Raw genomic sequence first — 14669 nt, forward strand, 5'->3', positions numbered from 1 at the left:
CCACATGCCCCCGACGGACGCCTGGATCACCATTGACGTGCTGGATCTCGCGGCGCTGCCCGTGCCTGTGTTCTCACGCTCGCAGGATCTGGGGGGCGGCAGATCTTCCCGCTGCACACGCACCGCTGGAACCAGCTCGTCTACGCCACCGCCGGCACGATGACGGTGCACGTGGCCGGGGCGCGCTACGTCATCACGCCCGAGCAGGCCATCTGGGCGCCCACCGGCGTGCCGCACACCACGGGCGCGCTGAACGGCGCGGCGTTCCGCAACCTGTACATCGACGACGCGCCGGGGCTGGGCATGCCCGGCGTCTGCACCGTGTACGCCGTCACCCCGCTGCTGCGCGCGCTGATCGTGGAGCTGGAGGCCGTGGGCACGCACGACGGCGAGCAGGCCTACGCGGACAAGCTGCGCGCCCTGGTGCTGGCGCAGCTGCGCCGCCTGCGGGCGCAGGACTTCCACCTGCCCTGGCCAGCCAGCCCCATGCTCTGCCGCATCTGCGAGGCCCTGCTGGAGCAGCCCGCCGACCCGCGCGGCATGGAGGAATGGGGGCGCGCGCTGGGAGCCTCCGCCCGCACGCTGGCGCGCCGCTTCGAGCGCGAGGTGGGCATGGGCCTGCGCGCGTGGCGATACCGGCTGCGGCTGTTCCTGGCGCTGCAATGGCTGTGCGCAGGCCGCTGCGTCACCGGGGTGGCGCTGGATCTGGGCTATGCCTCGCCCGCGGCGTTCAGCCACATGTTCCGGCAGGCGATGGGGTACACGCCATCGGCATGGAAGTCTCAAGCAAAAATGGCCTGAAACCCCCGTCCATCAAGCGCTGGCAGCTATTACTACAATAGCTGATGAAGTTTTCATGCGGAACAAAGACGCCGCCTACAACCCCGTCGATACCACCAGCGCCACCAAGATCTACGCACCGCTGCGCGACATTCCGCAGAGCCGCTCATTCCAGCCCGTGGGCGAGAACTTCAACCTGACGGCAGGCAACGCGACGACCGACCCGCAGAAGACCACCAACAAGGAAATCGGCGCCAAGCTCGACCTGCTGGGCGGCCGGGCCACCGCCACGGCAGCGTCGCCAACTCGCTGCTGCCCGGCGCGCCGCGGTCGGCCATGCTGACGGCGCGCTATGCGTTTTGAATGAAAAACGGCTCCAGCGCTTGACTGACAAGCGCCGGAAGCTACTTTTTAGATAGCAAAACCGCGCCTTCATGGCGCGGTTTTTCTTTGGGGGCCAGGGTTACATCAGCGCTGCACGAAGACCACCGTGGCCTGCATCAAGGCCACGACCTTGTAGTCGCCGCCCTCGTCCGCGAAGGCGCGCACTTCGCCAGTGCACACGGCCAGCATCCGGCCCGCGCTGTGCACCTTGCCCACGGCCACGAAGCGCCGGCCGATCGCGGGGCGCATGAAGTTGGTCTTGAACTCCGCCGTGACGACCTCGTGCCCGGGCGGCGCCTGGGTCAGCGCCGCGTAGCCGCAGGCGCTGTCCACGATGCTGGTGACGGCGCCCGCGTGCACGTAGCCGTACTGCTGCGACAAGGCGGGCGAGAACGGCATCTCTATGTGCACCTCGCCGTCCTGCACCAGCGCCAGCCGCGCCCCCAGCGTGGCCATCAGGCCCTGCGCGGCGAAGCTGCCCACGATGCGTTGCTGAAGTTCGTCCATGGTCTCTCCTGGGGTCATGTGAGGTTCAGCCCGCCGTCCAGCAACAGGATCTCGCCCGTCATGTAGCCGCTCGCCGCCAGCAGGGCGACGGCCTGGGCGATGTCCTGCGGCTGCGCGGCGCGGCGCATGGGCGAGCGCTCGCGCCACAGCGCCTGGGCGGCCGTCCAGTCGGCCGTGAGCGGCGTGTCCACCAGCCCCGGCGCGACGGCGTTCACGCGGATGCGCGGCGCGAGCGAGAGCGCCAGCAGCCGCGTCATGTGATTGAGCGCGGCCTTGCTGGCCGCATAGGGGATCGAAGCGCCCTTGGGCCGCACGCCCGCGTGCGAGCTGACGTTGACCACGCAGCCGCCCGCTGCCTCCAGCGCGGGCCGGGCCTCGGCGATCAGGCGGAAGGGGGCGATGACGTTGACCTCGTGTAGTTCGCGCCAGATCTCGGGCGTGGCCGCGTGCAGATCCCCATGGGGCACGACGCGGCTGATGCCGGCGTTGTTCACCAGCAGATCCAGCCGGCCCCAGCACGCCACGGCCTCGCGCACCAGGCGCACGCGATCCGCGTCCACGGCCAGGTCGGCCTGCACGTAGGCCGCCCGGCCCAGCTCGGCGGCCATGGCACGGCCGGTGTCTACGGAACTGCGCGAATGCAGGACGACCGCGTACCCCTCCTGCGACAGGCGCCGTGCGATGGCCGCGCCGATGCCCGAGGTGGAGCCGGTGACCAGCGCGACAGGCGCGTGGGCGGCGGCGCTCAATCGAGCAGCGACAGGTCGCGCACGGCGCCCTTGTCGGCCGAGGTCACCAGCTTGCCGTATGCCTTGAGCGCGGCCGAGACCCTGCGCGGGCGCGGCTTGGCGGGCTTCCAGCCCAGCGCCGCCTGCTCCTCGCGGCGGCGGGCGAGTTCCTCGTCGCTCACCAGCACGTTGATGGTACGGCCCGGGATGTCGAGGCGGATGCGGTCGCCGTTGCGCACGAGGCCGATGGCGCCGCCCGCCGCCGCCTCGGGCGAGCAGTGGCCGATCGACAGGCCCGAGGTGCCGCCCGAGAAGCGCCCGTCGGTCAGCAGCGCGCAGGCCTTGCCCAGGCCCTTGGACTTGATGTAGCTCGTGGGGTAGAGCATTTCCTGCATGCCGGGGCCGCCCTTGGGGCCTTCGTAGCGCACGACGACCACGTCGCCCGCCTTCACCTCGTCGTTCAGGATGTGCTCCACGGCCTCGTCCTGGCTCTCGACGACATGGGCCGGGCCTTCGAAGACGAGGATGGATTCGTCCACGCCCGCCGTCTTGACCACGCAGCCGTCCTTGGCGATGTTGCCGGTGAGCACGGCCAGTCCTCCCTCTTCGAGAACGCATGCTCGTAGGAGCGGATGCAGCCCTCGGCGCGGTCCAGATCCAGGCTGGGCCAGCGCGTGTCCTGGCTGAACGCGACCTGGGTGGGAATGCCCGCGGGGCCGGCCATGTAGAAGGTCTTCACGGCTTCGTCATGGGTGCGGGTGACGTCCCATTGCTCCAGCGCTTCGCCCAGCGTCTTCGCATGCACGGTGGGCACGTCGGTGTGCAGCTTGCCGGCGCGCTCCAACTCGCCCAGGATGGCCATGATGCCGCCCGCACGGTGCACGTCCTCGATGTGGTACTTGTTGGTGTTGGGCGCCACCTTGCACAGCTGCGGCACGGTGCGCGAAAGACGGTCGATGTCGGCCATGCCGAAGTCGATCTGCGCCTCCTGCGCGATGGCCAGCAGGTGCAGGATGGTGTTGGTGGAGCCGCCCATGGCGATGTCCAGGGTCATCGCATTCTCGAACGCCTTGAAGCCGACCGAGCGCGGCAGGATGGAATCGTCGTCCTGCTCGTAGTGCTGGCGGGCGAGTTCCACGATGCGGCGGCCCGCGCGCTTGAAGAGCTGCTCGCGGTCGGCATGCGTGGCCACCACGGTGCCGTTGCCCGGCAGCGCCAGGCCCAGCGCCTCGGCCAGGCAGTTCATGGAGTTGGCGGTGAACATGCCCGAGCAAGAGCCGCAGGTCGGGCAGGCGGAGCGCTCCACCTCGGCCACGTCGGCGTCGCTCACCTTGTCGTCGGCGGCCATCACCATGGCGTCGATCAGGTCGAGCTTCTTGAACTGGACGGTGGCCGTGCCGGGCACGGCCAGGCGCACCTTGCCCGCTTCCATCGGGCCACCGGAGACGAAGATCACCGGGATGTTCAGGCGCATCGCGGCCATCAGCATGCCGGGGGTGATCTTGTCGCAGTTGCTGATGCAGACCATGGCATCGGCGCAGTGCGCGTTGACCATGTACTCCACGCTGTCGGCAATGATTTCGCGGCTGGGCAACGAATACAGCATGCCGTCATGGCCCATGGCGATGCCGTCGTCCACGGCGATGGTGTTGAACTCCTTGGCGACGCCACCCGCCGCCTCGATCTCGCGCGCGACGAGTTGGCCCAGGTCCTTCAGGTGCACGTGGCCCGGCACGAACTGGGTGAAGGAGTTGACGACGGCGATGATGGGCTTGCTGAAGTCGTCGTCTTTCATGCCGGTGGCGCGCCACAGGGAGCGGGCCCCTGCCATGTTGCGGCCGGCGGTGGAGGTCTTGGAACGGTATGCGGGCATAGTGGTTGTGGGGTGTCTCGGAGAAGGGGAAGGCCCGTGCGCTTGTGGGGCCGGCGCGCCGGGGCGCGGCCTCTTGAGCCGCGTCCGGACAAACCGGCGGATTATCCACCTGCGCACTACACTCCCTGGCGGCTGCACCAGCCCCCTTCTTCCCCACCGAAGCCAGGATTGCCATGACGAACTCTCTCCCCCTGAACCGCCGCTCCGCCAACATCACACAGGGCAAGTCCCGTGCCCCCAACCGCTCCATGTTCTACGGCATGGGCTACCAGGAAGGCGACTTCGCCAAGCCCATGGTGGGCGTGGCCAACGGGCACAGCACCATCACGCCCTGCAACAGCGGCCTGCAGAAGCTGGCCGACGCGGCGATCGCCGGCATCGAGGAGGCCGGCGGCAACGCCCAGGTCTTCGGCACGCCCACCATCAGCGACGGCATGGCCATGGGCACCGAGGGCATGAAGTACAGCCTGGTGAGCCGCGAGGTGATCGCCGACTGCATCGAGACCTGCGTGGGCGGCCAGTGGATGGACGGCGTGCTCGTCGTGGGCGGCTGCGACAAGAACATGCCCGGCGGCATGATGGGCATGCTGCGCGCCAACGTGCCGGCCATCTACGTCTACGGCGGCACCATCCTGCCGGGCCGCTGGAACGGGCAGGACCTGAACATCGTCAGCGTGTTCGAGGCCGTGGGCCAGAACGCGGCGGGCAAGATGAGCGACCAGGAGCTCAAGAACATCGAGCAGCACGCCATACCCGGCACGGGCTCGTGCGGCGGCATGTACACGGCCAACACCATGTCCAGCGCGTTCGAGGCCCTGGGCATGAGCCTGCCCTACTCCTCCACCATGGCCAACCCGCACGACGAGAAGCAGAACTCGGCCAAGGAATCGGCCCGCGTGCTCATCGAGGCCATCCGCCGCGACCTGAAGCCGCGCGACATCGTCACCCGCCAATCCATCGAGAACGCGGTGGCCGTCATCATGGCCACGGGCGGCTCCACCAACGCGGTGCTGCACTTCCTGGCCATCGCCCACGCGGCGGGCGTGGAGTGGACCATCGACGACTTCGAGCGGATGCGCCAGAAGGTGCCGGTGATCTGCGACCTGAAGCCCAGCGGCAAGTACCTGGCGGTGGACCTGCACAACGCGGGCGGCATCCCCCAGGTGATGAAGATCCTGCTGAACGCCGGCCTGCTGCACGGCGACTGCCTGACCATCACCGGCAAGACCATCGCCGAAACCCTGGCCGACGTGCCCGATGCGCCGCGCGCCGACCAGGACGTGATCCGCTCCATCGACCAGCCGCTCTACGCGCAGGGGCACCTGGCCATCCTCAAGGGCAACCTGAGCCCCGAGGGCGCCGTGGCCAAGATCACCGGCCTGAAGAATCCCGTGATCACCGGCCCCGCGCGCGTGTTCGACGACGAGCAGTCCGCGCTGCAGGCCATCCTGGATGGGAAGATCCAGGCCGGCGACGTGATGGTGCTGCGCTACCTGGGCCCCAAGGGCGGCCCCGGCATGCCCGAGATGCTGGCGCCCACGGGCGCGCTGATCGGCGCGGGCCTGGGCGAGAGCGTGGGCCTGATCACCGACGGACGCTTCTCCGGCGGCACCTGGGGCATGGTCGTGGGCCACGTGGCGCCCGAGGCCGCCGCGGGCGGCACCATCGGCCTGGTGAACGAGGGCGACAGCATCACCATCGACGCGCACCAGCTCCTGCTGCAGCTCCATGTGGACGATGCCGAGCTGGCCCGCCGCCGCTCCCAGTGGCAGCCGCCCGCGCCGCGCTACACGCGCGGCGTGCAGGCCAAGTTCGCCTTCAACGCAGCCAGCGCCAGCAAAGGTGCCGTGCTGGACGATTTCAAGTAAAACCGCTACAAACGCCCGCCCATCAAGCGCAAGCAGCTATCACAAAGATAGCCACCTCCCCTGCGCAGGTGCATAAAAAAAGCCCGCAGCCGCTCCCGGCTGCGGGCGTGTTTTTGAAGGCCTGTCAGCGCCGCTTGCGCTGCCCCATGCCCAGGGCTTCCTTGTGCTTGTTGACGCGGTCCATCTTGCGCTTGTCCATCTTCTCCATGGCCTTGCGCTTGGTGTAGCCCGTGGCATCGGCCCATGCCCACCATGCCGCGGTGACGGCCAGCGGCGAGAGCACCCACCACCAGGACCAGGTGGCGACGGGCCCGATTTCCAGGTATTTGAGAAGTATCAACAAGAGGCCCAAAAGCAGTGTGTACATGGTTCATTCCCCGATGTGGCGCGCACTTTCGTGCCAGGCCCGTCAACCCCCAACACTACAATGACATTGAAGGATAAATGTACTCCACCCCCTAGAGGAACCCCACCATGAAGCGTACCCTGATCACCCTGGCCATGACCCTGTCGGTTGCAGCGCCCGCGCTCGCCGACCAGGCCCTCGCCACCTCCAAGAACTGCATGGCCTGCCATGCCACGGACAAGAAGCTGGTGGGCCCGTCGTACAAGGACGTGGCCGCCAAATACCGCGGCCAGGCAGGCGCTGCCGACAAGCTGGCGGAGAAGATCATCAAGGGCGGCTCCGGCGTGTGGGGCCCCGTGCCCATGCCAGCCAACGCGCAGGTCAATGCAGCCGATGCCAAGAAGCTGGCCGACTGGATTCTGGCAATGAAGTGATGGCGCCGCCCCGCCATGCGGGGCGAGGCACTTGGCAGGCCGCAGCGTTCACGCGCTGCGGCCTTTGTTTTTGGAGCGCCGGCTTCAGAGCAGGCCGGGCTCCTTGCGGTCCTGCGGCAGCGGCGCCCTGCCGCGTGCGTGCAACTGGTCCTCCAGTTGGCCCACGTAGGCCGCTGTGACGTTCTCGGACTCCTGGGCGCGCGCCGCCATGCGCGCCTCCAGCGCATCGATCCGCGCCAGCAGGGCATCGTGCGAAGTGCGGTGCTGGGTTTCCAGGAAGGCGCGCAGCTCCGTGAAGCGCGAGGCCTCGGCGCGGTCAGCCAGCTCGCGCTGGGCTGTCATTTCCTTGGCATGGCGCCGCGTCTCCATGAGCACGGAGCCCTGCAGCGTCAGCACGTAGGCCACGAAGAAAACCGCCAGCAGCACGGTGAGCGCCAGCATAACGAGGCCCAGCGGCGCTTCCACGGTGGACACGCCCAGCGACACGGTCGTAGGCGCCGCCAGCGTGGTCCAGTTGAGCGCCGCCAGCGCCCCGATGGCCAGCACGATGAGCGTCAGGATGATGGTTCTGAAATGCATGGTGGACTCCCGGTGAAGCCCCGGTTGTACCCCAGGCTAGGCCGCTTTTCACGGCACGCTGGCGTATTCGCGCGCTGATCCTACAAACGAAAAGGCCGCCCCCGGGGCGGCCTTCGTCCAGAAAGACTGGGGGTCAGTTGGACTGCGCCAACTGGTCCAGGATGGCCGGGTTTTCCAGCGTGCTGGTGTCCTGCGTGATCTGCTCGCCCTTGGCGATGGAGCGCAGCAGGCGGCGCATGATCTTGCCGCTGCGGGTCTTGGGCAGGTTCTCGCCGAAGCGGATGTCCTTGGGCTTGGCGATGGGGCCGATCTCCTTGGCCACCCAGTCGCGCAATTCCTTGGCGATCTGCTTGGCCTCGTCGCCCATGGGGCGCGGGCGCTTCAGGACCACGAAGGCGCAGATGGCCTCGCCCGTCAGGTCGTCGGGGCGGCCCACCACTGCGGCCTCGGCCACCAGGTCGGTCTTGGCGACCAGGGCGGACTCGATCTCCATCGTGCCCATGCGGTGGCCCGAGACGTTGAGCACGTCGTCGATGCGGCCCGTGATGCGGAAGTAGCCCGTCTTGGCGTCGCGTACCGCGCCGTCGCCGGCCAGGTAGATCGTGCCGCCCATCTCCTCGGGGAAGTAGGCCTTCTTGAAGCGCTCGGGATCGTTCCAGATGGTGCGGATCATGCTGGGCCAGGGGCGCTTGACGACCAGCATGCCGCCCGAGCCATTGGGCAGATCCTTGCCCGTCTCGTCGACGATGGCCGCGGCGATGCCCGGCAGCGGCAGCGTGCACGAGCCCGGCACCAGCGGCGTGGCGCCCGGCAGCGGCGTGATCATGTGACCGCCGTTCTCGGTCTGCCAGAAGGTGTCCACGATGGGGCAGCGCTCGCCGCCCACGTGGCGGTAGTACCACATCCACGCCTCGGGATTGATGGGCTCGCCCACGCTGCCCAGGATGCGCAGGGAGGTCAGGTCCCAGTTCTTCGGGTGCACCGCTGCGTCGGAATCCGCCGCCTTGATGAGCGAGCGGATGGCCGTGGGCGCCGTGTAGAACACGGTGACCTTGTGGCGCTCGATCATCTGCCAGAAGCGGCCTGCGTTCGGGTAGGTGGGCACGCCCTCGAACACGACCTGCGTGGCGCCCGCGACCAGCGGGCCGTAGGCGATGTAGGTGTGGCCCGTGACCCAGCCGATGTCGGCGGTGCACCAGAAGGTGTCGCTGGGCTGGATGTCGAAGGTCCACTCCATCGTCTGCTTGGCCCACAGCAGGTAGCCGCCGGTGGAGTGCTGCACGCCCTTGGGCTTGCCGGTGGAGCCCGAGGTGTAGAGGATGAAGAGCGGGTGCTCGGCGCCCACGGGCACGGGTGCGCATTCGGTCGGCTGGCCGGCCAGCGCCTCGGCGAAGGTCTTGTCGCGGCCCGCGACGCGGTTCCAGGCAGTGGGCGTGCGCTCGTAAACCAGCACGGTCTTGACCGACTCGCAGCCGCCCATGGCGATGCCCTCGTCCACGATGGACTTGAGCGGCAGCTCCTTGCCGCCGCGCAGCTGGTAGTTGGCCGTGATCACGGCCACGGCGCCCGCGTCGATGATGCGCTCCTGCAGCGCCTTGGCCGAGAAGCCGCCGAACACCACGCTGTGCGTGGCGCCGATGCGCGCGCAGGCCTGCATGGCCACGACGCCCTCGATGGTCATGGGCATGTAGATCACCACGCGGTCGCCCTTGGCGATGCCCTGGGCCTTGAGCGCGTTGGCGAACTGGGCCACGCGGGCCAGCAGCTCCTTGTAGGTGACCTGGGTGACGGTGCCGTCGTCCGCCTCGAACAGGATGGCCGTCTTGTTCTCGACCGGCGTGCCCATGTGCCGGTCCAGGCAGTTGGCGCTGGCGTTGAGCTCGCCGTCGTCGAACCACTTGTAGAACGGCGCGTTGGACTCGTCCAGCGTGCGCGTGAACGGCTTGGTCCATTGCAGCTGCTCGCGCGCCAGGCGCGCCCAGAAGCCTTCGAAATCCTTCTCGGCCTCTGCGCACAGGGCCTCGTAGCCGGCCATGCCCGACACGCGGGCGGCCTTCACCACGTTGTCGGCGGGCGGGAAGACGCGGTTTTCCACCAGCACGGATTCGATCGCAGACGTGGAAGCACTCATGGGTTTGTCTCCTGAAGCTAAGAATTCTGGGCGGTACTGTGGCCCGCCGTACTTACAAGCCACTGACGGCGGCAGGCACGATCGTAAACACGTTCCACGCCCATGGCACCGGCATGGATGCGGCGCGCGCAGTCCCTACAATCGCGCACCCGTTTTTTCCTGCAGTCCCCCCATGGCCTCCCAACTCCCCCCTTCCGTCGACGCGGCGAACACGCCGCTGCGCCCGCTGCCGGCCCTGATCTTCGCCAGCCGCTGGCTGCAGCTTCCGCTGTACCTGGGCCTGATCGCCGCCCAGGGCGTCTATGTATGGCACTTCCTGCTCGAGCTGTGGCACCTGATAGAAGCCGCCTTCGGCAGCCAGGAAGCGCTGCACGCGCTCACCACCAGCATCGGCTACAAGCCCGAGGCCGCCGTCGCTTCGCTCAACGAGACGGTGATCATGCTCGTGGTGCTGGCGCTGATCGACGTGGTGATGATCTCCAACCTGCTCATCATGGTGATCGTCGGCGGCTACGAGACCTTCGTGAGCCGGCTCGGCCTGGAGCGCCACCCGGACCAGCCCGAATGGCTCGGCCACGTGAATGCCTCGGTGCTGAAGGTGAAGCTGGGCCTGTCCATCATCGGCATCAGCTCCATCCACCTGCTCAAGACCTTCATCAATGCCGGCAACTACAGCGAGAAGGTGCTGATGTGGCAGACCATCATCCACATCACCTTCCTGCTCAGCGCACTGGCGATCGCGCTGACCGACAAGCTGCTCGGCAATGGGCATGGCGACCACTGATTGAGCGGCCGGCGCATATACCACATCGCAAAAAACCTGTTTTTTGACTCAAAAAAACACAATAAATATACTTTTAGCGTGTTTTACAACCTGCCATGCAGGTAATCCGCCCTTTCATCAGCGGCGGATCCCCTTGCCGAGGCCTGCGCCCTTCTGAGGCCGGCCTGCGGCGCTAGTGGCCGAAGTTCCGGCCCTGATGCCCGAGGGAGCCCTGCCGCCGCCGTGCGGCTTTTCTGGCTCCCGCGTGGGCGCGGCCTGCCGCGCCGCGCACCCAGGCCCTTGCGCACCCCTTCGCGTGCCATTCGGGCCGATCTGGCCACATCGCGTGACCACCCTCCTACCGGCTTGACGGCCGTGCTCGCCCCTGGCGAGTACGCCGGCACGGCCGCCGCATCGGGGTTTCTCTTGTGTAGGCATGTGCTTCGGCCTTCGTGTTCCGGCCCGCTCGCGGGCGGCCGGGGCGAGCGTTCAACCGATTCGAGGGAGGACCCACGACGTGGCCAAGCAAATCATCATCGACCATGTGTTCAAGGTCTTCGGCGACGCGCCGCAGGAGGCGCTGCAGCTCGTGCGCCAGGGCTGCGCCAAGCAGGAGATCCTGGAGCGCACGGGCCAGTCCATCGGCGTGTTCGACGCCAGCTTCACCATCGAGGCCGGAGAAATCTTCGTCGTCATGGGCCTGTCAGGCTCGGGCAAGTCCACGCTGGTGCGCATGCTCAACCGGCTGATCGAACCCACGGACGGCCGCATCCTGGTGGACGGCCAGGACATCAACCAGCTCTCCGACAAGGCGCTGCGCGCCCTGCGCCGCAAGGACATCAGCATGGTGTTCCAGTCGTTCGCGCTGATGCCGCACATGACGGTGCTGGACAACACGGCCTTCGGCCTGGAGCTGGCCGGCGTGGACCGCGCCGAGCGCAACCGCGCCGCGCAGGAAGCGCTGGAGCAGGTGGGCCTGGGCGCCTGGGGCGCGAGCTACCCCGACGAACTCTCGGGCGGCATGCAGCAGCGCGTGGGCCTGGCACGGGCGCTGGCGAGCGATCCGTCGATCCTGCTGATGGACGAGGCGTTCTCGGCGCTGGACCCGATCATCCGCACCGAAATGCAGAGCGAGCTGCTGCGCCTGCAGCAGGTCAAGCGCCGCACCATCGTCTTCATCTCGCACGACCTGGACGAGGCCATGCGCATCGGCGACCGCATCGCCATCATGAAGGACGGCCACGTGGTGCAGGTGGGCACGCCCGACGAGATCCTGCGCAACCCGGCCGACGACTACGTGCGCAGCTTCGTGCGCGGCGTGGACGCAGCGGCCGTGTTCAAGGCCGCCGACATCGCGCGACAGGCGCTCACCGTCGTCTCCGAGCGCGACGACCGCGGCTGCCGCGCCGCGCTCAAGCTGCTGGAGGACTCCGACCGCGACCACGCCTACGCGCTCACCGCCGACAAGCGCTACCTGGGCGTGGTGTCCTCGCAGTCGCTGCGCGATGCGCTGCGCGGCCACCAGGGGCCGCTGGGGTTGCAGCACGCGTTCCTGCCGGACGCCCCTCCGCTCGCGGCCGGCACACCCGTGGCCGAGCTGTTCGGGCCCATGTCCACCGCGCCCTGCCCGCTGCCCGTGGTGGACGAGGCCGGCAAGTACGTGGGCGTGGTCAGCCGCACCACGCTGATGAAGTTCCTCGACCGCGACACGCCGCCCGTGCCGCCGCCGCAGGCCGAACGCCCCCCGTGCAACTGCACGCCGCGGGCTGAACGGCACCACCGACAGGAGAACCCGCATGAACGACGACATGACCCGCGAGAGCACGGCCCCCACCCCCTGGGAGCCCGTGCAGGCGCCCGAGGGCGCGCCCATGGACGCAGGCAGCCTGCAAGGCCTTCCCGCGGCCGACGCACCCGCCAGCGACCCATGGGGCGCGGCCGCCGCGGAGGCCGCGCCTTCGCCAGCCGTCCCCGGCGACCCCTGGAGCGGCAGCGATGCCTCCGCGACCGACGCCGCGCAGGCCGGCGCCGACTGGCTCGGCGGCGGCAATGCCGTGACCGCGCCCGCCGACGACGGCAGTCTCGCCACCCTGTGGCACCAGATCACCACCGACGGCCTGCCCGTGCAGGGCTGGATCAACGACGGCCTGCACTGGGTGGTGGACAACTTCCGCCCCTTCTTCCAGGCCGTGCGCGCGCCCATCGACGCCACGCTGATGGGCGTGACCGATCTGCTGCTGGCCGTTCCCTGGCCCGTGCTCACGATGCTGCTGGCGCTGGTGGCCTGGCAGTTCGCCGGGCGCGCGCTGGCCGTGGGCACGGTGGCGTCGCTGGCGTTCGTGGCGCTGCTGGGCATCTGGCCCGACGCCATGGTCACGCTGGCGCTGGTACTCACCTCGCTGCTGTTTTGCGTGGTGATCGGCCTGCCCGCGGGCATCGTGCTCGCCGCGAGCGACCGCGCCCAGCGCTGGACGCGCCCGCTGCTCGACGCGATGCAGACCACGCCCGCGTTCGTCTACCTCGTGCCCGTGGTGATGCTGTTCGGCATCGGCAACGTGCCGGGCGTGATCGTGACCATCGTGTTCGCACTGCCGCCGCTCATCCGTCTCACGAACCTGGGCATCCGCCAGGTGCGGCCCGATTTGATCGAGGCCAGCCGCGCCTACGGCGCCTCGCCCATGCAGTTGCTCTGGAAGGTGCAGTTGCCGCTGGCCATGCCCTCGATCATGGCGGGCATCAACCAGGCGCTGATGCTGTCGCTGTCGATGGTGGTCATCGCTTCGATGATCGCCGTGGGCGGCCTGGGCCAGATGGTGCTGCGCGGCATCGGCCGCCTGGACATGGGCCTGGCCACCGTGGGTGGCCTGGGGATCGTGCTGCTGGCCATCGTGCTCGACCGCATCACCCAGGCCATGGGCGAGCCGCGCCGCGCCAGCGTGCGCTGGTGGCAGACCGGCCCGGCCGGGCTGGTGGTGCGCCTTCTGCGCAGCGGCCGCCCCGCGGCGCCCCCCACCGAGGCCGCTCAGCCGGCCGCGCGCGAATCCACCGCGCATTGAACCCGATCCACCACAACGAAAGGAGCTTTCCCATGACCCATCACACCACCACCTGGCGCCTGGCATGGCTGCGCGCCGGCGCGGCCGCCGCCGCCCTCGCCTGCGCCGGCGCCATGGCTGCCGACCTTCCTGGCAAAGGCGTGCAGGTGCTGCCGCTCAAGAGCTCGATCGCCGAGGAAACCTTCCAGACCCTGCTCGTCATGAAGGCGCTGCAAAAGCTCGGCTACGAAGTGCAGCCCATCAAGGAAGTGGAATATCCCACCGCCCACGTCGCCATCGCCAACGGCGACGCGACCTTCATGGCCGACCACTGGAACCCCCTGCACGCCGACTACTACAAGAACGCGGGCGGCGACGCCAAGCTCTACCGCAAGGGCATCTACTCGGGCAACGCCGCGCAGGGCTACCTGATCGACAAGAAGACGGCCGACGCGCACAAGATCACCCGCATCGACCAGCTCAAGAGCCCCGAGATCGCCAAGCTGTTCGACACCAACGGCGACGGCAAGGCCGACCTGACCGGCTGCAACCCCGGCTGGGGCTGCGAGGCCATGATCGAGCACCACCTGGACGCCTACGGCCTGCGTCCCACCGTCACGCACCAGCAGGGCACCTACTCCGCGCTGATCGCCGACACCATCACGCGCTTCCGCGCAGGCAAGCCGGTGCTCTACTACACCTGGACGCCCTACTGGGTGAGCAACGAGCTCAAGCCCGGCAAGGACGTGGTGTGGCTCGAAGTGCCCTTCTCCTCGCTGCCCGGCGAGCAGAAGGGCATGGACACCAAGCTGCCCAACGGCAAGAACTACGGCTTCGTAGTGAACAACCAGCAGATCGTCGCCAACAAGGCCTGGGCCGAGAAGAACCCCGCCGCCGCCAAGCTGTTCGAGGTGATGCAGCTGCCCGTGGGCGACATCAACGCCCAGAACCACCTGATGAGCCAGGGCCAGAACAAGCCCGCCGACATCGAACGCCACGTGGACGGCTGGATCAAGGCCCACCAGAAGGCTTTCGACGGCTGGATCGGCCAGGCGCTGCAAGCCGCCAAGTGATCTGAAAGATATGTATCAAATTGGCCTCCAGCGCTTTCCCATAAAGCGCTGGCAGCTATTGATAGCGTAGCAACTGGTTGCATGGCCCGGGCGGGGCCATGCCATCCTCGCGGGGTGCCTTCTTTTCCCCGCCTCACCCTGCAAGGCAAGGCGTTCGCCGCACTCTCC

The 14669-nt window shown here is 68.2% G+C and carries 12 protein-coding genes and 2 pseudogenes; 8 read left to right on the top strand and 6 right to left on the bottom strand.

The genetic code is table 11. The annotated features are described in order from the left end of the window. Positions 1-111 precede the first annotated feature (111 nt). Positions 112-801 (top strand): AraC family transcriptional regulator, encoded by a 690-nt coding sequence (locus AAG689_RS14430; protein ID WP_406626343.1) that lies wholly within the window; start codon positions 112-114, stop codon positions 799-801. A 55-nt stretch (positions 802-856) separates the two neighbouring features. After that, positions 857-1123: a hypothetical protein gene (locus tag AAG689_RS14435; RefSeq protein WP_406622622.1), complete on the top strand. Its 267-nt coding sequence runs from the start codon at positions 857-859 to the stop codon at positions 1121-1123. A 125-nt stretch (positions 1124-1248) separates the two neighbouring features. On the opposite strand, the gene AAG689_RS14440 is transcribed toward AAG689_RS14435, so the two are convergent. From AAG689_RS14440 to ilvD (AAG689_RS14450), 3 genes and pseudogenes are all read right to left on the bottom strand, one after another. Further along, a complete protein-coding gene (locus AAG689_RS14440) occupies positions 1249-1671 on the bottom strand; it encodes a PaaI family thioesterase (RefSeq protein ID WP_406622623.1) in 423 nt (140 codons plus the stop codon). Between the two features lie 14 nt (positions 1672-1685). Beyond that, positions 1686-2420, bottom strand: coding sequence for an SDR family NAD(P)-dependent oxidoreductase (locus AAG689_RS14445; RefSeq protein ID WP_406622624.1), 735 nt, complete (start codon positions 2418-2420; stop codon positions 1686-1688). Next, positions 2417-4272, bottom strand: a pseudogene (gene ilvD / locus AAG689_RS14450) (dihydroxy-acid dehydratase). The gene AAG689_RS14445 and the pseudogene ilvD (AAG689_RS14450) overlap by 4 nt, the downstream one beginning before the upstream one ends. A gap of 173 nt (positions 4273-4445) precedes the next feature. Here ilvD (AAG689_RS14450) and ilvD (AAG689_RS14455) point away from each other — a divergent pair. Then, on the top strand, positions 4446-6140 hold the full coding sequence (gene ilvD, locus AAG689_RS14455) for a dihydroxy-acid dehydratase (RefSeq protein WP_406622625.1): 1695 nt from the start codon (positions 4446-4448) through the stop codon (positions 6138-6140). A gap of 124 nt (positions 6141-6264) precedes the next feature. On the opposite strand, the gene AAG689_RS14460 is transcribed toward ilvD (AAG689_RS14455), so the two are convergent. Next, complete coding sequence (locus tag AAG689_RS14460; RefSeq protein ID WP_020230465.1) at positions 6265-6507, bottom strand: TIGR04438 family Trp-rich protein; 243 nt, start codon at positions 6505-6507, stop codon at positions 6265-6267. A gap of 107 nt (positions 6508-6614) precedes the next feature. Here AAG689_RS14460 and AAG689_RS14465 point away from each other — a divergent pair, with 107 nt between their 5' ends. Beyond that, the gene (locus tag AAG689_RS14465) at positions 6615-6920 is read left to right on the top strand and encodes a c-type cytochrome (protein ID WP_020230464.1); all 306 of its coding nucleotides are present in this window, start codon (positions 6615-6617) and stop codon (positions 6918-6920) included. 84 nt (positions 6921-7004) lie between these two features. On the opposite strand, the gene AAG689_RS14470 is transcribed toward AAG689_RS14465, so the two are convergent. Further along, entirely contained in the window at positions 7005-7499 is a 495-nt protein-coding gene (locus tag AAG689_RS14470) for a hypothetical protein (protein ID WP_020230463.1), read from the bottom strand. 133 nt (positions 7500-7632) lie between these two features. After that, on the bottom strand, positions 7633-9630 hold the full coding sequence (gene acs, locus AAG689_RS14475; RefSeq protein ID WP_406622626.1) for an acetate--CoA ligase: 1998 nt from the start codon (positions 9628-9630) through the stop codon (positions 7633-7635). A 172-nt stretch (positions 9631-9802) separates the two neighbouring features. Here acs and AAG689_RS14480 point away from each other — a divergent pair, with 172 nt between their 5' ends. The 4 genes and pseudogenes from AAG689_RS14480 to proX all read left to right on the top strand — a co-directional run bounded on the left by AAG689_RS14480 (position 9803) and on the right by proX (position 14501). Next, on the top strand, positions 9803-10414 hold the full coding sequence (locus AAG689_RS14480) for a TIGR00645 family protein (protein ID WP_020230461.1): 612 nt from the start codon (positions 9803-9805) through the stop codon (positions 10412-10414). Positions 10415-10910: 496 nt separating this feature from the next. Continuing rightward, positions 10911-12140: pseudogene (proV, locus tag AAG689_RS14485) on the top strand (glycine betaine/L-proline ABC transporter ATP-binding protein ProV); the annotation flags it as partial. A 49-nt stretch (positions 12141-12189) separates the two neighbouring features. Then, entirely contained in the window at positions 12190-13449 is a 1260-nt protein-coding gene (gene proW / locus AAG689_RS14490; protein ID WP_406622627.1) for a glycine betaine/L-proline ABC transporter permease ProW, read from the top strand. 32 nt (positions 13450-13481) lie between these two features. Further along, entirely contained in the window at positions 13482-14501 is a 1020-nt protein-coding gene (proX, locus tag AAG689_RS14495) for a glycine betaine/L-proline ABC transporter substrate-binding protein ProX (RefSeq protein WP_406626344.1), read from the top strand. Positions 14502-14669: the final 168 nt, after the last annotated feature.

The sequence above is a fragment of the Acidovorax sp. SDU_ACID1 genome (assembly GCF_045291395.1).
Classification (GTDB): Bacteria; Pseudomonadota; Gammaproteobacteria; order Burkholderiales; family Burkholderiaceae_C; genus MR-S7.